Source organism: Desulfomarina profundi (genome assembly GCF_019703855.1).
Taxonomy (GTDB): Bacteria; Desulfobacterota; Desulfobulbia; order Desulfobulbales; family Desulfocapsaceae; genus Desulfomarina; species Desulfomarina profundi.
Window position 1 is genome coordinate 1767209 of sequence record NZ_AP024086.1, and the last position, 18535, is coordinate 1785743.

17 protein-coding genes and 2 pseudogenes are annotated in these 18535 nt (G+C 45.7%); 5 read left to right on the forward strand and 14 right to left on the reverse strand.

Annotated elements, in window-relative coordinates; all coding sequences use genetic code 11:
• Positions 1–13: 13 nt before the first annotated feature.
• From LO777_RS08170 to ileS, 14 genes and pseudogenes are all read right to left on the reverse strand, one after another.
• Positions 14–1063 carry a glycosyltransferase family 2 protein gene (locus LO777_RS08170; protein WP_228857020.1) on the reverse strand — a complete coding sequence of 350 codons (1050 nt, stop codon included), beginning with the start codon at positions 1061–1063 and terminating at the stop codon, positions 14–16.
• Positions 1063–2025: a glycosyltransferase family 2 protein gene (locus LO777_RS08175; protein WP_228857021.1), complete on the reverse strand. Its 963-nt coding sequence runs from the start codon at positions 2023–2025 to the stop codon at positions 1063–1065. Before LO777_RS08175 ends, LO777_RS08170 begins: the two co-directional genes overlap by 1 nt.
• A gap of 28 nt (positions 2026–2053) precedes the next feature.
• On the reverse strand, positions 2054–3139 hold the full coding sequence (locus tag LO777_RS08180) for a lysylphosphatidylglycerol synthase transmembrane domain-containing protein (protein WP_228857022.1): 1086 nt from the start codon (positions 3137–3139) through the stop codon (positions 2054–2056).
• 181 nt (positions 3140–3320) lie between these two features.
• The gene (locus LO777_RS08185) at positions 3321–3527 is read right to left on the reverse strand and encodes a hypothetical protein (RefSeq protein ID WP_228857023.1); all 207 of its coding nucleotides are present in this window, start codon (positions 3525–3527) and stop codon (positions 3321–3323) included.
• Positions 3517–4212: a dethiobiotin synthase gene (gene bioD, locus LO777_RS08190; protein WP_228857024.1), complete on the reverse strand. Its 696-nt coding sequence runs from the start codon at positions 4210–4212 to the stop codon at positions 3517–3519. The genes LO777_RS08185 and bioD overlap by 11 nt, the downstream gene beginning before the upstream one ends.
• Before the next feature lie 45 nt (positions 4213–4257).
• Positions 4258–4986 carry a methyltransferase domain-containing protein gene (locus LO777_RS08195; protein WP_228857025.1) on the reverse strand — a complete coding sequence of 243 codons (729 nt, stop codon included), beginning with the start codon at positions 4984–4986 and terminating at the stop codon, positions 4258–4260.
• Positions 4983–5660, reverse strand: coding sequence for a DUF452 family protein (locus LO777_RS08200; protein ID WP_228857026.1), 678 nt, complete (start codon positions 5658–5660; stop codon positions 4983–4985). The genes LO777_RS08195 and LO777_RS08200 overlap by 4 nt, the downstream gene beginning before the upstream one ends.
• Before the next feature lie 12 nt (positions 5661–5672).
• The gene (locus LO777_RS08205; protein ID WP_228857027.1) at positions 5673–6674 is read right to left on the reverse strand and encodes an aminotransferase class I/II-fold pyridoxal phosphate-dependent enzyme; all 1002 of its coding nucleotides are present in this window, start codon (positions 6672–6674) and stop codon (positions 5673–5675) included.
• Positions 6608–6853 carry a hypothetical protein gene (locus LO777_RS08210; RefSeq protein ID WP_228857028.1) on the reverse strand — a complete coding sequence of 82 codons (246 nt, stop codon included), beginning with the start codon at positions 6851–6853 and terminating at the stop codon, positions 6608–6610. The genes LO777_RS08205 and LO777_RS08210 overlap by 67 nt, the downstream gene beginning before the upstream one ends.
• Positions 6850–8178 carry an adenosylmethionine--8-amino-7-oxononanoate transaminase gene (bioA, locus tag LO777_RS08215; RefSeq protein ID WP_228857029.1) on the reverse strand — a complete coding sequence of 443 codons (1329 nt, stop codon included), beginning with the start codon at positions 8176–8178 and terminating at the stop codon, positions 6850–6852. Before bioA ends, LO777_RS08210 begins: the two co-directional genes overlap by 4 nt.
• Positions 8165–9136 (reverse strand): biotin synthase BioB, encoded by a 972-nt coding sequence (gene bioB / locus LO777_RS08220; protein ID WP_228857030.1) that lies wholly within the window; start codon positions 9134–9136, stop codon positions 8165–8167. Before bioB ends, bioA begins: the two co-directional genes overlap by 14 nt.
• A 10-nt stretch (positions 9137–9146) precedes the next feature.
• On the reverse strand, positions 9147–10106 hold the full coding sequence (gene fabD / locus LO777_RS08225) for an ACP S-malonyltransferase (RefSeq protein WP_228857031.1): 960 nt from the start codon (positions 10104–10106) through the stop codon (positions 9147–9149).
• Positions 10107–10589 carry a signal peptidase II gene (gene lspA, locus LO777_RS08230; RefSeq protein ID WP_228857032.1) on the reverse strand — a complete coding sequence of 161 codons (483 nt, stop codon included), beginning with the start codon at positions 10587–10589 and terminating at the stop codon, positions 10107–10109.
• A 1-nt stretch (position 10590) separates the two neighbouring features.
• Positions 10591–13391 (reverse strand): annotated as a pseudogene (ileS, locus tag LO777_RS20995) (isoleucine--tRNA ligase).
• A gap of 659 nt (positions 13392–14050) precedes the next feature.
• Here ileS and LO777_RS08240 point away from each other — a divergent pair.
• The 5 genes and pseudogenes from LO777_RS08240 to LO777_RS08260 form a co-directional block, all read left to right on the forward strand.
• Positions 14051–14379, forward strand: a pseudogene (locus tag LO777_RS08240) (ATP-binding cassette domain-containing protein); the annotation flags it as partial.
• 93 nt (positions 14380–14472) lie between these two features.
• The gene (locus LO777_RS08245; protein WP_228857431.1) at positions 14473–14619 is read left to right on the forward strand and encodes a hypothetical protein; all 147 of its coding nucleotides are present in this window, start codon (positions 14473–14475) and stop codon (positions 14617–14619) included.
• Complete coding sequence (gene ftsX / locus LO777_RS08250) at positions 14616–15503, forward strand: permease-like cell division protein FtsX (RefSeq protein ID WP_228857033.1); 888 nt, start codon at positions 14616–14618, stop codon at positions 15501–15503. The genes LO777_RS08245 and ftsX overlap by 4 nt, the downstream gene beginning before the upstream one ends.
• A gap of 86 nt (positions 15504–15589) precedes the next feature.
• Entirely contained in the window at positions 15590–16825 is a 1236-nt protein-coding gene (locus tag LO777_RS08255) for a murein hydrolase activator EnvC family protein (RefSeq protein ID WP_228857034.1), read from the forward strand.
• Between the two features lie 197 nt (positions 16826–17022).
• Positions 17023–18345, forward strand: a complete 1323-nt coding sequence (locus LO777_RS08260; protein ID WP_228857035.1) for a S41 family peptidase — start codon at positions 17023–17025, stop codon at positions 18343–18345.
• The last annotated feature ends 190 nt before the right edge of the window (positions 18346–18535 follow it).

The window sequence follows — 18535 nt, forward strand, 5'->3', positions numbered from 1 at the left end:
GGAAGGACCCCGATCAGAAGAATATCCTGCAATACCACCCAAAGAGAAGATTTGTTTTCCCTTCCGCGCTCCTTCGTGCCATTATCGACTCCACCGCTTCTTTTTCCGAAGTGACAACAGCACGCCTGAACTCTTTTTCCAAAATATTACCGGGATCAGCCAGGATTTCCCTTCTTTTGCCGATAACCTCCGGCAAAAGCCTGAATGTTTCCAGGATACCCCTGCAATATGAGAAAAACATCCTCTTTTTAACAACAAAAAGGAGCCAGGCAAACTGATAAATGGTGAAAGGAAAGAGAAAACGCAGAGCCATGCCAAATGAGTAATTCTTGACCACTACAGCAAAATTATTCCTGGTAGACAACCGAATCGTAAACGCATTCACTTTCTTTCCCGTAGTGGCACTGCCGATATGAAAGACCATGGCGGAAGAGAGATACCGGCAGCGCATACCCAACCGCCTCGCCCTCAGGTTCAAGTCGACGTCTTCAAGGTAGGCGAAAAAAACATTGTCAAAAAGACCAACCTTATCAAAAAACTTTCTACTGTACAGGGCGCCACCACCACAGGCACCAAAAACATCCCTGTCAACCCGGTACATATCACTATCCTTTTCCATTGTACCAAGTCGATAGCCGACTCCGCCACGCAGCACGGCATCTCCTGCCCCGTCAAGAAAGTCCCGATTATTGAAATTGATCATCTTCAGGGCAAAAAAATCATACTTCTTGTATTTTTCTATCCCCTGGATCAGGTGTTCAAGACAGTCAGGTGCCACTTCCATATCATTATTCAACAGGAGTATCCAGGATGCCCGCGCTTTGCGGATTCCCCGGTTGACCGCCACTGAAAAGCCGCGATTTTCCGTGAACCGGAGAAGTCTGACTTTGGGAAATTCATTTTCCAGCAATTCCAGGGAACCGTCTTCCGAACCGTTATCCACAACCGTTACACAAAAATTTCGGTTTGTCTGGACCTCAAGAGAAGACAGACAGTGGGCCAGCATCTGCCGGCCGTTCCAATTGGGAATAACAATCTCAATCAATGGATTTTCCATTGACATTACTGTTCCCCACTTTCCTGCTCGCTTCCGAAAACATGTTTAACGAAATAAACCGGTTTACTCTGTGACTCGTGATATGTCCTGGCCTGAAGTTCGGCAATCAGCCCAAGTGAAATAAACTGAATACCTATGAAAATAAGCAGTACTGCCAGAAAAAGAAGAGGCCTGTCGGCAAGAGGAACTCCCATGAACTGCCGCTGTATGGTCATAATAAGAGCAATGAGAAAACCGATTCCACCACAGAGAACACCCATCAGACCAAAAACCTGAATCGGTCTGGTGGCGTAGCTGAGCAGAAATTTAACGGTCATAAGATCAAGAATAACCCTGATAGTCCGCGAGATACCATACTTGGATGAACCAAACCTTCTTGGCCTGTGATTCACCTTGACCTCGGTAAAATCTATCCCCATTCCGGAAGCAATTGCCGGAATGAACCTGTGCATCTCACCATACAATCGTACATTTTTAATCACTTCCTTCTTAAATGCCTTCAGGGTACAGCCATAGTCATGGAGATTGACACCCGTAGTTTTCGAGATAATCTTGTTGGCGATAATGGAAGGCAACCGTCTGTTTATAAAGGCGTCCTTACGGTCATAACGCCATCCTGTCACCACATCATTACCAGCTTCAATCTCCACCAGGAGTTTCGGGATATCGTGGGGATCATTCTGCAGATCAGCATCCATAGTAATAATGACATCCCCTTCGGCGTAATCAAATCCGGCAGCCATGGCTGCTGTCTGACCGAAATTTTTCCTGAAACTGATTACCACCACATGACTGTCCTTTTCCTGTATTTCTTTCAGGAGCTCAAGACTTCGATCGGTGGAACCGTCATCGATGAAGAGTATTTCATATTCATGATCGATTGCACTCAGAACTTCATTCAGCTCCTGGTATAACAGGGGAATATTTTTTTCCTCATTGAGCAACGGTATAACAATAGAGAGTAACACAGCAATATCTCCACATAAAATTTTTAAGTCAGATTTCTTTATTTCCACCATGTTGCAGAGTGTCGGCAGTATCAGGAATAAATTTCTGCCTGTACGTCAGGTATACGATGTAACCGATTGCACCCATAAACAGCATTTTCAGGCGAAGCAGCAACCCCATGGCCAGGGATTCAGCACCACCCACACCCACCAGCAGAAAATAAAAAACAAAGACCGATTCAAAATAACCCAGATTCCCCAATAATGTGACCGGTACATGGGCAACCAGCATTATAGCCGGAACAATGGCACAGATAGCCAGAAAATCGACATGAACATCAAATGCCATAAAGGCTGTATACACATTCACCCATGTAAGAAGATAGAACAGGACAGTAAGAAGGATAAGACGCTGGAGAAAACGTTTGTTTTCTCTTACCGCGGCCATCGCAACATCCAGTTCCTTCCGCAGTTTTTTTAAACGATCAATAATGCCTGAATACAGTCTTTCCAGACTGTCGGCAACTCTTTTAAAAAATCCCAGCAAAGGAACATCACCCGTTTTACGCAATATGGCCAGGCAAAACCTGGCAATCCCGTCAGGGAGTGCAAAAGGGTTTTCTGCCTTCCAGACCCAGATGGTAATCATGGCAAGACAGCCTCCGGCCAGTGCCGGAAATAAAATATAGGGGCTCTGATAGAGCCCGGTTTGAAAGAGTGGAGCCACTGTCACCAGGAAAAAAAGAAAGAAAATACCAGAAAAACGTTCAACAAATACACTGACGGCAGAGTATCCCTGGTTCTCAATCAATCTTCCTGCGTAATATGAACGGACGACATCACCCCCTACGGTGGAGGGCAGAATATTAGAAAAAAAATAACCCACCATGTAAATCCGAAATAACTCCCGGTATGGAATATCGTCTTTCAAGTCGAGAATCAATTTCCATTTTGCACAACTCGCAGCAACCATGACAACGGTCACAACGAAGGACAACAAAAAAAACACCCAGTTGATCCGGGAAAAAAGCTCAAGCAGTTCATTCCCCCGTACAAAAGAAAGCAGTACCGAAAAAAAAGCAATACTGAGGACGATTTTTATAATCAGCTTTACCGGGCCGGGAATCTTGTTCATTCTCTTTCTATAACTGAATTTTATGCAATTTCTTCATATTCATACGTGCTGAAACCTCAATCCTGCAATTGGCAGGTTCGGAGTCTACGCTACCTGCCAAAGATGCGGGTTAGGTGAAAACCGACATCAATACCACATATTCACCATATTACCAAGAAAAGACGGTGAATTTACCGTTTTCTCACTCTGCAGCCTGTTTAGCCTTGATCCAGCCCACACGAATATAATACTGCTGACCACAGTCCAGCCACCTGCTGCAACTGTCTTCGTTTGTCTTTTTTGGATAGTCCGAACTGTTTTTTCTGTCCACACGACAAACACCGCTTTGACTATTTTTCAACCTGTAATATTTACAGGTCAGACAGAGCTTTTTTATCTTATAATTCATTAAAAACACCTTGGAAATCAGGAAACGGGATTGAACCGTTCCAGTACTCTGAAAGCGGAAAAAGATCGATTACCGGCCCTGTAAAACCATTTTTTATCATAAATTTTTTAAAAATTTCCTTTGAATCAACAGCGATTCTCTCATCCTCATCAATGAACCTGTTATAAATCAGGGCAGCGACCTGCAGATTTCTTCTCCGGGCCAGCTCCAGACTGTTGAGAGTGTGATTGATGGATCCCAGTTTCGGACCGGACACGAGGATGAGAGGATACTGTTCTTTCTGCAGATAATCAATAAAGAGGATATCCTCAGTCAGGGGAACAGATAAACCACCGGCTCCTTCAAAAAGCACCACATCAAACTGTTCCAGGAGAAGATCGGTCGCCCTCCTGATCCTGCCAATATCAATGGTCCTGCCATCGAGCGTCGCCGCCAGGTGTGGCGAGCAGGGGACAGAAAACAGGTAGGGACATGTCAGATCCTCCCTGTCCATATCAAGAAGGTCGATCCCCATCAAACGTCTGTGAACCACGATATCCTCACTGATATCCGTACATCCGGTCTGAACTGCTTTCTGGGTAATCACCTTGATTCCCCTTTCCTGCAATGCTCTCGCCATAAGGCCGACAGCAACAGTTTTACCAATATCCGTATCAATGCCCGTTATGCAGTAAACCTTTTTCAATTTTTTCTCCAGTTTTTCGGGCAATTATGAAAATCGCCACATAGCTTACCGGAATCCCGAAATCATCTTCAAAACGTGCTCTATACTCCCTTTCAAACTTTCTGAATTCCGAAACCTTCCACCCGGGGCTGCCAAGTCCCCGACCCCGGTCTTCCGTATATGTCGAAGCACAGCTCTGACAGACGGCAGATAAATACGTTTTCTTTCCCTGTGGATATGAACGAGATCAAAAAAGGCGGTTGTTATCTTTTGAAGTTCAGAATGTTCAAGATAAGGCAGTCCTCTTCCCGTAAGTGAGCGGATTTCCTCCATGGTGCCCGGGCCGAAGAGAGAAAAAGCCAGAATACCACCTTCATTCAGGCAACCATGAATTCGGGCAAAGAGTTTTTCGAGGTCCTGAAGCCATTGAAAAGTGGATGAGGAGAGAACAATATCGAGTCCTTCCGGTAAAATTTGCGCTTCTATATCTCCGGGAAGAAGATGTATTTCTTTGACATTTCTCTTTATTCTTTCAGCGGTAATTGAGCAGAATTCCGGGACAATATCGTTGAGCCAGATCGATTTTACAACATGTGCCGAACAGATTAATTCCGTCAGAAACCCGGTACAGCATCCAATTTCAAGAACCCTTGAAAACGCTGAAATCTCATGCCGGGACAGCAGATTAAAAAACTGCCTGCTGATCTCCTGTTGAACAGTGGCATTGTCTTCATACGTTTCAAGACATGACCCAAAATGTTTGGCAACACGTTCTTTATCCAGTACTGTTTTCATCGTATCGTAACAGAACAGACAAGCTGGTCCCAGCTCTGCCATTCGTAAAAAAGAAAATGAAACCCTGGCAAAGTTTTAATAGCCCTGTCTTTCCAGAAATATAACTGATTACGTGTGGGGATAATCCAGTCATTCTCTGCGACAATAATTTCGTCATATACAGACAGACCAGCTGGAACACAGTCAGTACTTTTCCTGAGTATTTCCAGCTCTCCACGCTGACTTACAATACTTCTTTCGGGCTGATTACTCAGAAATTTTCTTAAATTTGTCTTTTCCCTGCACATCCTGCGGTAAAACTTCTTCCTGGCTTCCTCCCCAAATTCCGCCAGGGTATCATCATAGATTTTTTCAGGGATACCCCTGGTATCATCAACCGGACAAAGGGTACCGTTTATGGCAATTGTCCTCGTAAATAATTTTCTTTTCCGGGCGAATATTTTCTGTCCGACCCAGACCCCCATGGACCAGCTTACCAGAATCACTTCTTTATAAGCAGTAAAGAGCGCTTCCATATCCCGATCTGTCGTCTCCATGGTGCGAAAATCGAAAAACATACAGACATCATATTCTTCGGCCATAAGCGGTCGAAACGGTCTGTCATCCATTCCCCAGCCGTTGAAAAAAACAATCAGGGTATCACACTTCTTTTTATGGAGCCATATCTGTCTCAAACCTCAATATTTCTATGACCGGCTCCGGTTCATAGCCTCCGCAAGCTGTTCTGGAAATGCTTTTATGTCATCCCAATTCATACCGGCCGTGAGTGACAACCTGAATCTCGCGGTACCTTCGGGAACGGCCGGTGGCCTTACCGGAAACACAAGATATTTCTTATCCCGCATCATTTCCGCAAGCGTTACCGCCAGTTTATCTTCGCCGATCATTACGGGAACAATGTTGGTGGAACCATCCGTCACCAAGCCATTTTTTACCAGTTCCGACCGTAATTTCCCGGAAAGGGACTGAAGATGCCTCCGTTTTTTTTCACACAGAAGAATCTCTTCCAGAACAAACAGGTTCCAGTTGTGAATAATCGGAGGCAAACCGGTGGTGAATATAAATGACCGGCTGTGGTTTACAAGATACCTGGAGATTTCCTCTGCACAGATAACAAAGGCACCCATTGAGGCAGGAGCCTTGCCAAATGTTCCCACAAGATAATCTACACCTCTCAGACAGCCCTGTTCCTCTGCCATACCAAGGCCTTTTTCTCCATAGAGGCCAATGGCATGGGCCTCGTCCAGATAAAGGGTACAATCAAATTCCTCTTTAACAGCTACCAGTTTGCCGATATCGACGACATCACCATCCATACTGAAAACAGACTCGCTGACGATGATCACTTTTTCGAACCGTTTTCTCAATTTTTTCAGCAGAGAAACAAGATGATCATAATCCCGGTGACGATACCTTTTGTAGGTCGCTTGACACAGTCTCATACCGTCCATTATGGATGCATGATTCAGTTTATCACTGAGAATAAGATCTTTTCTCCCTAACAATGCGGGAAGAATTCCAATATTTGCATGATATCCGGAATTGAAGAGAAGGCAGCCACTCCTCCCATAGACTTCCCGAAGACGTTTTTCCAGCTTCCGGGCAACCTCCGAGTCTCCGGTCAGAAGGCGCGATGAGGTAGATCCAAGCGCGAAATAATCCAGGGAATACCGATCTCCGGATTCCATGAAAAACCTCTCATGCAGCTCCCTGTCCCCCCGAATCCAAGGTAATCGTTGGAAGTCATATTGAGCATCCGGTGCCTGCCATACTTTATATGACAGCCTTCACGTCCGGAGAGAGGCTTGAGATAGCGCAATCTTCCAGTATTTTCAAGTTGCGCCAGTTTGTCACGGTATGAGCTCATGAGTCCGCCTCAATTTCCAGAACTTTTCGAATACCCGCCAGCAGGAACTCCAGTTCATCCTGTTGAATAATATAGGGCGGCATTACATAGACAAGCTTACCAAAAGGCCTGACCCAGATACCATGTTCAACAAACCGTTTCTGGATACGTTCCATGTTGACCGGTTGCTTGAGCTCAACAACCCCGATTGCCCCGAGAACACGGACATCGGCCACAGTTTCCAACTGGTTGCAGGGAGCAAATCCTTTTTTTAAAACAGACTCAACCGCCTTAACCCGTTGTCGCCAGTCGGAATCAAAGAGCAATTCGAGGGAGGCGATGGCCACCCGACACCCAAGGGGGTTGGCCATAAAAGTGGGGCCATGCATGAAAACACCCGGCTCGTTTTTTGACAAGACCCGACCCACATGCTCCCCGGCCATAACTGCAGCCATAGTCATGTAACCACCTGTAAGCGCCTTGCCCAGGCACATGATATCCGGGACAATCCCGGCATGATCACAGCCAAACAGCTCACCTGAGCGACCAAATCCGGTCGCAATTTCATCCGCTATCAGCAGAACTTCAAACTCGTCACAGAGTTCTCTTACCTTTCGTAAATATTGCGGATGATAAAATCTCATCCCGCCGGCACCTTGGACAATCGGCTCCAGAATAACACCACAGATACGTTGATGATTTTTTCGGATCAGGTTTTCAAAAGAATCAATATCACTTTCATCCCAGGCATCTGAAAAACGACAGCGGGGAGTATCTGCAAAATAATATTCCGGCAGAACTCCCTTGTATATGGAGTGCATTCCCCCTATGGGATCACAGACAGACATGGCGTGAAAACTATCCCCATGATACCCTGAACGGAGAGTGAGAAACCTGTTTTTTCCGTTGATTCCCTGGGCGAAAGAGTACTGAATGGCCATCTTCATGGCAACTTCAACTGCGATGGAACCGGAATCGCAGAAAAATACACGGTTGAGCCCGGGCGGCATGTGTTCAATCAGTATTTTTGCCAGAGTAACGGCCGGTTCATGGGTCAATCCGCCGAACATCACATGGGCCAGGGTATCCACCTGCTCCTTGATCGCATTATTGAGACGGGGGTGATTATAACCATGGATTACCGACCACCAGGAGGCCATACCGTCAATGAGTTCCGTCCCGTCATTGAGCCTGATCCTGCAACCATCAGCAGACTCAACAAGAAATACGGGAAGTGGTTTTTCAATGGAGGTATAGGGATGCCAGAGATGTTTCCGATCAAAGGCCAGTATTTCCTCTGCTCTCCTGCCCCCGTTCTCCAAGGCACCCATCCTATTTTTTTTCATTTCCGTCAATGTCAAAACCGAGATCCTTCACCATCCTGACATCTTCCCTGAGACTGTTACCGACCGTCGTCAGGTAATCGCCGACAATTGCACCATTGGCTCCTGACATGAAACAACGACCCTGCTGGTCGCCAAGGAGATTTCTGCCGCCTGCAAGCCTGATTACAGCCCTGGGATTGATAAACCGAAACATGGCTATAGTGGTCAGCACTTCTCCAACCCCCAGGGGTTTCAGGTGTGCAAAAGGTGTATTGGCAATGGGTGTCAGGATATTGATGGGAATTGAGAGAATACCGAGATCACGCAGTTCAAAGGCCAGTTCAAGCCGCTGCTCACCACTTTCTCCCATACCTATGATCCCCCCGGAACAGATATCCATTCCGGCCTGGCGGGCAATCTGTATTGTTTCAACCTTTTCTTCCCAGGTATGGGTTGTACAGACCTTTTTGAAAAAACTCCGACAGGTTTCAAGGTTGCAATGGTATCTGCGAACACCCATGGCTTTTAATCTTTCTGCTTTTTCTCTGGTAAGAAATCCCATGGACGCACAGAAAAGCATGCCGGTTTTTTCTTCGAGCAACTTATAGATTGTTTCAATTTCATCCAGGAGAGAATGGGAAACAGCCCTGCCGGCAGTAACAAGGGAAAACCGCCTGACACCCTGTTGCTCATTCTGCAGGGCCATCTTCAACGCGGTTTCACTGGCCACAATATCATAGGTTGTGACATCAACCTCGTAGTGGGAGGATTGGGCGCAGAACTTACAGTTCTCCGAGCATCTCCCTGATCTTGCGTTGACAATGGAACAAAGATCAAAATTATTACCATGGATACTTTTCCGCAACTCATCGGCAGCATTGTACAGTTCGGAGGGAGAGGCGCACTCCGCCAGCTCAATTGCCTGTTCAAAGCTCAGGTCCTCCCCGGCCTGCACTTGACGCAGGTATTTTTTTATCATGGGAGTTTCCTCAAGCCGCTGCACAGGTACGCAATTTTTCAAGACATGCCTCAAGAGACCCTGGAGAATCAAACTGCAGTGCAGTCACTTTTTTTCCTCGAGGAACAATTTTCCGCATCATCCCCTTGAGAACTGATTTGGGTCCCACTTCAATGAAGGTATCAATCCCTTCGGCCAGCATGGATTGGATGATCTCACACCACCTCACCCTGGACGCTATCTGCCTGGCCATCATTGATTTGATTTTACCCGTATCCTTTTCCTGTTCTGCGGAAACATTGAAATAAACGGGGACATTGGGCGTTTTGAACTCTATCTTTTCCATATATTCTGCAAAATCAGGTACAGCACCTGCCACAAGCGGAGAGTGATTGGCAACACTCACATTCAGTGGAATCACCCGCGCACCTTTTTCTTCAACGAGAGCTGTCACCGCATCGAGTCCTTCAATATCTCCAGAAATGACGGTTTGAAGAGGTGTATTATGATTTGCGGCAGTAACAACACCACATTTATCGCACCCGCCAATTACCTCTTCAATCTCCTCAACACTCAGACCGAGAACCGCCCGCATTCCTCCGGGATTGGCAGTCCCTTCTCTTTCCATCAGCATTCCTCTCTTGCTGACGAGTTTCAGTGTATCTTCAGCATTGAGAACTCCTGCACCATACAGGGCGGAATATTCACCCAGGCTGTGCCCGGCAAAACAGTTTACATTAAACTCATCACCACCATCTTTTAAAAAGGCATGCCAGCATATCAGATTTGTGATGGTAATGGCCGGTTGCAGATTGGCCACCCTGGTGAGATCCTCAAGAGGCCCCTCTCCACACAGGCGATTCAGATTCAGATCGCATGCAGCCTCGGCCATGGCCATCAACTCCTTATATTCATTATCTTTTTCAATAAACTCCTGCCCCATTCCTATATATTGAGATCCCTGGCCGGGAAAAAGTACTGCCAGTTTCATTTACTTCACCTCGTTTGCTGTTTTCCGAACTTCTATAATATTAATAATAAGAAAGAGTCCCGCCCCCACGCAAATCGCTGAATCGGCGAAATTGAAGGCTGGCCAGTGATACCCCTTGAATTGAAAATCAAGAAAATCAACCACTGATCCATATCGAATTCTATCGATTATATTGCCGGCCGCTCCACCACTGATAAGGCCCAGAGCAATACCATAAAGACTGTTTTCCCTTTTCAACCTGTACCAGGCCACCGTCAGACCGACTATGGCAAGAGTTCCGATACCCAGGAAAAAATAGTGTCTCCAGGGAGAGTTAACATCAGCGAACATGCTGAACGCCGCACCACTGTTTGTCACATATACCAGGTTAAAAAAGGAGGGAATAATTTCCCGTGACTCATAGAGCTGAAAAGAGCCAAGTATCCATTGTTTACTCAGTTGATCAGCACAAATTGCAATTCCCAGGAATACAAAATATACCATCTCAGGAAACAACCCCCGCGCATCTCTCACAAATCCGGGGATGGTTCTGATCCTTCCCGACAGTGATGGAGCGAATCCAGCATCGCTCACACTTTTCTCCGGGAGCAGCAACAACACGGATCTTCAATCCTTCCATCTCCTCACTTTCAAACAGGATCCCTTCATCTTTTTCGTCATCAAATCGGGAAAGTTTCGAGATAATAGAAATCTCTTTTATCGTTTCCCATTCCGATTCAACAAATTTTTTCAGATCCCCTTCCGACCGAAGAAGCACCTCCGCTTCCAGTGAATGACCTATTACCTTCTCCCGCCGGGCAATTTCCAGTGCTTTTGTGATTTCTGAACGTACCCGGATGAGCTGTTCCCACTTTTCCATCATTTCCCGGTTATATTTTACACCGGCTGGCTTTTTTGGAAAATCAGCAAAAAATACACCCTCTTCAAAGGGTGCCTTCGGATCAAGGGAATAGAGGTGATTCCAGGCCTCTTCCGCGGTAAAACAGAGAACAGGTGCGAGCAGTCTCAGCAGTCCGTCCAGAATTGTAAAAAGAACAGTCTGTGCCGAGCGACGAAGGGGAGAATCGGTACCGGATACATAAAGCCTGTCCTTGAGAATATCCAGATAAAAAGAGCTCATGGTTATACCACAGAAATAATTAAGACTCTGGTAAATGGAATGGAACTCATATTGTTCATAATTCTCCTTCACCCTGCTCAGCAGCTCATCAAATTTGGCCAGGGCCCAGCGATCCAGCTCCGGCAGTTTATCATGGGCAACGCAGTTCTTTTCCGGATCAAAATCACTTAGATTCCCCAGCATGTACCGAATGGTATTTCTGATTTTTCTGTAGGAGTCAGAAACCTGTTTGAGGATTTCATCCGAAACCTTGATATCATCCCGATACTCTTCACTGGAAACCCACAACCGGAGAATCTCCGCGCCATATTTTTCTATGACTTCACCAGGTGCCACAACATTCCCGACAGATTTCGACATCTTCTTTCCCTGTCCGTCAACCACGTATCCATGAGTCAGCACCCCTTTAAAGGGTGCCCGGCCCTTGTGCCGGTTGAAACGAGAAGAGAGCTCTGAAACCAGCCCCTGTGCTGATCACTGCCCTCCAGGTAAAGATCAGCGGGAGAGTGAAGTTCAGGACGTTCCTCACAGACAGCAGCATGACTTACACCGGAATCAAACCAGACATCGAGAATATCATCCTCTTTGAAAAAATCGCTGGCGCCGCATTTGGAGCAGGTCATTTCTTCAGGGAGAAATTCCTCCACTTTATGACTGAACCATGCATCTGCGCCCTCTTTGAGGAAAAGTTCATCTATTTTTTCAACGACTTTTTCATTTATAACAACCTCCCCACATGAACGGCAGCTGATGACTGTAATGGGTACACCCCAAGTTCGCTGGCGTGAAAGACACCAGTCAGGACGTCCTTCAACCATTCCATAAATTCGCTGCATCCCCCAGGATGGAACCCATTTCACTTCTTTAATGGCCGCAAGCGCTCTGGTACGCAGCTCATTATTTTTCATTGAAATAAACCACTGGGGAGTGGCACGGTACATGACCGGTTTTTTGCAGCGCCAGCAGTGGGGATAACTATGCTGAACGGTCGATTCATGGACGAGGACTCCAGCCTTGGCCATATCACTGTTAATTACGCTATTGACATCGGGAACCTGCTGTCCTGCATACTTCCCGGCTTCCTCTGTATATACTCCTTCATGGTCCACAGGAGAAAGAATATCAAGACCGTAACGAAGTCCTGTCTGGTAATCATCCGCGCCATGTCCCGGGGCGGTATGAACACAGCCGGTACCGGCATCAGTTGTCACATAATCTGCCAAAACAAAAAGTGAATCCCGATCCATAAAAGGATGACGGCATGCTCTCTTTTCAAATCTCGTGGAGGCAAATGTAGCCTTGACTTTGTAATCATCTATCTCCATTTCCGCCATCACCCTTTCCACCAGGTCTTCTGCGAGAATCCAGGTTTCACCGTTCACCTCGACGGCCGCATAGGTGAAGTCAGGGTGGAGAGCCACGGCAAGATTAGCAGGCAACGTCCAGGGAGTTGTCGTCCAGATAACCACATAAGTACTGTCACCAGCCAGTTCCGGATCGATATCTGAACAGTCATCTTTTACCTTGAATTTAACATAGATTGAAGGTGAACTGTGATCATGGTATTCCACTTCCGCTTCCGCCAGGGCAGTGGTACAGGTGGAGCACCAGTAGACCGGTTTTTTGTTTCTTACGACCGAACCGGAAAGGAGAAATTTGTTAAATTCCCTGGCAATCGCCGCTTCATATGGATAATTGATTGTCAGGTAGGGATCATCCCAATCCCCGAGGACACCAAGACGTTTAAACTCACTTTTTTGAATTTTGATCCACTTGTTTGCGTATTTTCTGCAAGCACTTCTCTTGGAAAGTTTAGGGATGGTTTTCTTTTTCTCACCCAGTTCCAGGTCCACATTATGCTCGATAGGCAGACCATGGCAATCCCAGCCTGGAATATAGGGGGCATTGAACCCGGCCATTCGTTTGGAGCGGAGAATAATATCTTTCAAAATTTTATTGAATGCCGTGCCGAGATGAATATGACCATTGGCATACGGAGGACCGTCATGGAGGATAAAAACCGGCTTACCTTCACTGCTGTCCTGAATTTTCTTATAAAGATTCTCTTTCTCCCACCGTTTAAGAGCCATGGGCTCTTTCTGGGCAAGATTGGCTTTCATCTTAAATCCGGTTCTGGGTAGATTAAGGGTGTCCCTGTAATCCATACTTCTCTCCTTTTCTGTAAGATCTCAATCCGTAATGGTCTGTTTTTCAGTCAAACATACAAAAATACCAACTGCAATCCAAGTTGCAAGCTAAAATCGCTTATTTCTCCGGAACAACCCTTAAAAGAAACTGATAACCCGGGTTTTCTCTGAATTGAAAAAGGTCATTATGTCAACTTTGGAACCTGATGCCGCTTGAACCAGCAAGAAATACAAACCCATTGCCTGTATTGTTATATTGCGTTTATCTATTGAATATTTTATATTTTTCCTGTTTTGATCATTTTTTGTGCTATCATAGCTGAGAGTTTATTGATTGCAGTTCGTCAGTGCCTGCCTGAAAATCATTGCGGCACAAAAAAAGTCAAGATGACTGTTCGTCCAGAACCCATGACTAACTTGTGGTTTTAAATAAATAACACACTGAAAGTACGGTTAAAATACTCAGCCTGGTTGATACAGAAAAATCACTCTTCGCCCTGCGGAGGGTTCTGCAATTTTACTGGAGATGCTAAACACTGATGAAGAACAACGCCTCACACATCACTGAAACCATGATCGAAATGATTAAGGTTTCAAAACTTTACCCTCCAGATGTTATTGCCCTGAGAAATATTTCTCTTTCAATATCCAATGGAGAAATGTTCTTTATTATTGGCATGAGCGGCGCAGGGAAGACAACTCTCCTCAAACTCATCAGCAGTATGGAGCTCCCCACAAACGGACTCATAGAAGTCTCCGGCCTGGCTATCCATCAGCTTAAAGGATATAAACTTGCCCGTCTTCGACAAAAGATCGGTGTTGCCTACCAGGATTTTAAGCTTCTCACGGACAGGACAGCGGCTGAAAATATCGCCATCTCAATGGAGGTCTCCTATAAAAAACCCCAGATAATACGTAAAAGAGTTAAAGACCTTCTGGCCCAGCTGGATCTTTCAGATAAACACGACACCATTACAGGCGAGCTTTCAAGGGGGAGCAGCAGCGCATTACACTGGCAAGGGCCATCGCCAATTCCCCCACCATAATCCTGGTTGATGAACCCACCGGAAACCTGGATGCCATCACCACCGAAAAGGTGATGAAACTGCTTACCAAATGCAATAAAGCCGGAGCCACCGTTGTTATTGCTACCCACGATGAAACAATCTACCGGAATACACCATACAGAATCATGGAACTGCGCAATGGCATAACCCACTCCATTACCGGAGGAATCACCCAATGAGTTTCTGGTTTACCGTTATCAGGCAGGTCGGCCGTAACCTTCGCCAGACATGGGCATCCCAGATGATGACATTACTGACGGTATCCCTTTCTGTCCTGATATTCGCTTTTTTTTACCTTATCTACACTAACATGCTCCATCTGGGCGAACGTCTGGGGGATGATCTTCGCCTGATTGTCTATCTGGATGACGAACCCGGTCCGGAACTCAAACAGCAGCTGAGAAAAAAAATAACCACTTTTGACAAGGTGGAAGAGATCAGGTTTATCTCCAGAAAGGAAGCCTATGAAAGATTTTCAAAACAGCTCGGGGAAAACCAGGATGTGCTCAATGATATGCCAAAAGATTTCCTTCCACCATCTATAGAAGTCACTCCCATGAAAAATCTGCGCAGCCTCAACCAGGTCAAGCTGTTTTCGGCCTACCTGGCGAGATTGCCGGGAACCCTGAAAGTACAGTATGGCCAGGAATGGGTGGAACGTTTTTATTATTTCACAAAGCTGCTTTCCATAGTGGTCCTCCTCAGCGGTACCCTGCTCATCCTGACAACCATATTTATGGTTGCCTATACGATACGGCTGACAATTCTCGGCAGACACGATGAGCTGGAACTGTTAAAACTCGTCGGGGCCACTAATAACTATATTCGGATTCCATTTCTCCTGGAAGGTGTCCTCCAGGGCATTCTCGGATCCACTATAGGAATCTGCTCACTTTATATCCTCTTCCAATGGATCAAACTTCGCTTTTCCGGTCCTGGGCTGCTTAATCTTTTTGACTTTTCGTTTTTTCCGCCGGTTGTCAGCCTGACGATTATTGGTGTGTCGATTCTTCTCTGTACTCTTGGAAGTTATTCAACCATGCAGAAATTTCTGCGTATCTGATTCTGGGCAGTTGCAGAAAGCTGCACGTTTACAATGACGAAATACACCACATGCAAATAATGTGTAAAACAGAGTTTAAAGCAGAAATGATATTGTCCGGGCCCAGGGCATCATTTAAAATTTTTTTCATCTCCCTCTGGTTTTCTTCCTTCATTTTCCCAGGTTTCTATTTTGCCCCCACTCTTCATGCCTCATCCATCAGCAATGAAAAAAATCAGGATATTGCAAATTATCGCATAAAAATCAGTCGCCTGCAGCATGGAATCAATACCCATGAAGATAAAATCAAGGAGGAGGAAAAAAAAGAGAGAAACCTTCTGCTGGAGCTGGAAGTCCTCGATAAGAAACTTGCAACACAGCATGCAGAACTGAAAAAACTGCAGCAACGGATGGCCGACCAGCAGACACTCATTGAAAAAGAGAGCAGAGCCCTGGCAAAAATCCATTCCGAAAAAAACATCGTTGAAAATCACCTCAAGAAACGAATCAAAGCATATTACACAATGGGAGATATAGGGTTGCTCAACGTCACGTTCTCAACCAGAACTCTGCCTGAACTCCTCCGGTTCCATGACGCCTTTGACACTCTTATCCGCTATGATCAGGATGTCATAAGAGTCTACAGAGAGACTATCAGCGATCTTGAACGGGCCCGGAAGGCACTTACGCTTGAAAAATATGTCCTCCAGAATTTTATCGATCAGGTACTACAGGAAAGGAAGAAAATAACCACTACAAAAAACGAAAAACAGCAGCTTCTCGTTCATATCAGAACCCAGGCAAAACTGCATAAGCAGGCCATAAAAGAGATGCAGGAGGCAGCAGAAAAACTGTCCGGCGCCCTGGTAGCAATGAAAACCCGGTATCATAACGGCGAAGACACCTTTCTGGCTGGCAAGGGCACCCTGCCCCCGCCCGTAGATGGAATAATTATAACTCTTTTTGGCCAGGAAACTGAAAACAAGCTTGGTGTAATACGAAAATCGAACGGTATTACCCTGAAGGCAGAAAACGGGACAAAAATCAGACCGGTGAGTAATGGCCTGGTAATTTATGCTGGATATTTACGCGGGTATGGTAATACTATAATTATACACCATGGATTTCAATATTACACCGTCACATCAAGGATTGAAAAACTTCTTGTGAAAAAAGGTGCTGTGGTTCATCCGGATACAGTTATAGGTATCATGGGAGACACAGCAATGCTTTTTGATGAAGGGCTCTATTTTGAGATTCGCCATGGAAAACAATCTCTCGACCCGCTCCTGTGGCTGGATCCCAACAGGCTTGCCACAGCTGAGGAAAGGATAGAGGAGTAAAACGCATTTTCAGGATGATGGACTCGTAAAAACTCCGATCTACTGCGTTGTGGGGTGATCGTGTAATGCTCGACGTACCATATGTACGCCTGCGCTTACACGACACCGCCACGCCTTGTATATCGAAGTTTTTCCAGAGTCCATCTGGGAACGTTGAACGACTTTTTACGAGATCATCAGGATTTATTGAGGAAAAAATGGTTCCATATTTTCAATCCATCACAAGAATCATTCTTTGTATTATTACAGTTTCCCTTCTCTTTTCCTCTTTTGCAGGAGCTGAAATATCTCAGAAAGAAAAAGAGGCGACCTATAAACAACTCGAGATTTTCTCCAACGTACTTTCAATTCTCCAGGAAAATTATGTGGAAAAAATTGATACGGAAGAGGTAATCAACGGTGCAATTCGTGGTCTGCTCTTTTCGCTTGACCCCCACTCAAGCTATCTTCCACCTGAGAATTTTCGCGAACTCCAGGAAGAAACAAGGGGATCCTTTTCCGGTATCGGCATCGAAGTGACTGTAAAAAATGATATTCTTACAATTGTGAGCCCGATTGCCGACACCCCGGCGGATCGTGCCGGATTGAAAGCCAATGACCTTATTGTTGAAATAAACGGTGTCAAAACCAGGAATATGGGTCCCTACGAAGCAATCAAGAAACTCCGAGGTCCGAAGGGATCCAAAGTGACCATTGCAATCCACCGGGCCGGATGGGAAAAACTGAAGAAGATCACCATTGAAAGAGAAATAATTCCTCTCCAGTCGGTCAGAGCCGAATATCTGTCACCGGGGTTTGCCTATATACGCATAACGAGTTTCCAGAGTCATACAACAAGGGACTTCAAGAAAAAAATCCACAAACTTAAAAAAGAACACTCTCTAAAAGGCATGATAGTTGATCTTCGCAACAATCCCGGTGGACTCCTCCATCAGGCAGTAACTCTTGCCGACTTTTTTCTCGACAGTGGCCGTATTGTCTACACCAAGGGAAGAAAAGAGGATCAGAACACGGTTTTCAATGCCCATGATAACGGTGAAGACAACAGTTATCCTCTTGTTATTCTGGTTAATGAAGGTTCAGCCAGTGCTTCTGAAATTGTTGCCGGAGCTATTCAAGCTCACAAAAGAGGAATTATTGTAGGAACACAGACTTTCGGCAAAGGCTCTGTCCAGACAATAATTCCCCTGCCGGACGGCGCAGGATTGCGGATGACAACAGCCCGGTATTACACACCTGATGATCGCTCCATTCAGGCAAAAGGTATAACCCCGGATGTCGAAGTTCCCTTTGTGGCCTGTGCTCCCTCAAAAGAAAAAAAGATACTCAAGAAAATTGTCAAAGAAAAGGATTTGGATCATCATCTCTCAGGCACGGACAACAAGAAAACAAAAAGTGATGACACAGAAACAGCGCTTGCCAAGCGCTTTCTTAAGGATAATCAACTGCGAAGCGCATATAATATACTGAAGAGCCTCAATCTGTTTTCAAAATTCACTGGCGCGAAAAGTCAAAATTGATGATCTCGTAAAAAGTCGTTCAACGTTCTCAGATGGACTCTGGAAAAACTTCGATATACAAGGCGTGGCGGTGTCGTGTAAGCGCAGGCGTACATATAGTACGTCGAGCATTACACGATCACCCCACAACGCAGTAGATCGGAGTTTTTACGAGTCCATCAAAATTAACGGCTTCTCTGCAAATAAACAC

Excerpts from the sequence above, each read along its gene's own strand:
- LO777_RS08170 (WP_228857020.1), bottom strand. The coding sequence starts at position 1,063 with ATGTCAATGGAAAATCCATTGATTGAGATTGTTATTCCCAATTGGAAC.
- LO777_RS08180 (WP_228857022.1), bottom strand. The coding sequence starts at position 3,139 with ATGAACAAGATTCCCGGCCCGGTAAAGCTGATTATAAAAATCGTCCTC.
- LO777_RS08185 (WP_228857023.1), bottom strand. The coding sequence starts at position 3,527 with ATGAATTATAAGATAAAAAAGCTCTGTCTGACCTGTAAATATTACAGG.
- LO777_RS08195 (WP_228857025.1), bottom strand. The coding sequence starts at position 4,986 with ATGAAAACAGTACTGGATAAAGAACGTGTTGCCAAACATTTTGGGTCA.
- LO777_RS08205 (WP_228857027.1), bottom strand. The coding sequence starts at position 6,674 with ATGGAATCCGGAGATCGGTATTCCCTGGATTATTTCGCGCTTGGATCT.
- LO777_RS08210 (WP_228857028.1), bottom strand. The coding sequence starts at position 6,853 with ATGAGCTCATACCGTGACAAACTGGCGCAACTTGAAAATACTGGAAGA.
- bioA (WP_228857029.1), bottom strand. The coding sequence starts at position 8,178 with ATGAAAAAAAATAGGATGGGTGCCTTGGAGAACGGGGGCAGGAGAGCA.
- bioB (WP_228857030.1), bottom strand. The coding sequence starts at position 9,136 with ATGATAAAAAAATACCTGCGTCAAGTGCAGGCCGGGGAGGACCTGAGC.
- fabD (WP_228857031.1), bottom strand. The coding sequence starts at position 10,106 with ATGAAACTGGCAGTACTTTTTCCCGGCCAGGGATCTCAATATATAGGA.
- lspA (WP_228857032.1), bottom strand. The coding sequence starts at position 10,589 with ATGGTATATTTTGTATTCCTGGGAATTGCAATTTGTGCTGATCAACTG.
- LO777_RS08245 (WP_228857431.1), top strand. The coding sequence starts at position 14,473 with ATGAAACTGCTTACCAAATGCAATAAAGCCGGAGCCACCGTTGTTATT.
- ftsX (WP_228857033.1), top strand. The coding sequence starts at position 14,616 with ATGAGTTTCTGGTTTACCGTTATCAGGCAGGTCGGCCGTAACCTTCGC.
- LO777_RS08255 (WP_228857034.1), top strand. The coding sequence starts at position 15,590 with ATGATATTGTCCGGGCCCAGGGCATCATTTAAAATTTTTTTCATCTCC.
- LO777_RS08260 (WP_228857035.1), top strand. The coding sequence starts at position 17,023 with ATGGTTCCATATTTTCAATCCATCACAAGAATCATTCTTTGTATTATT.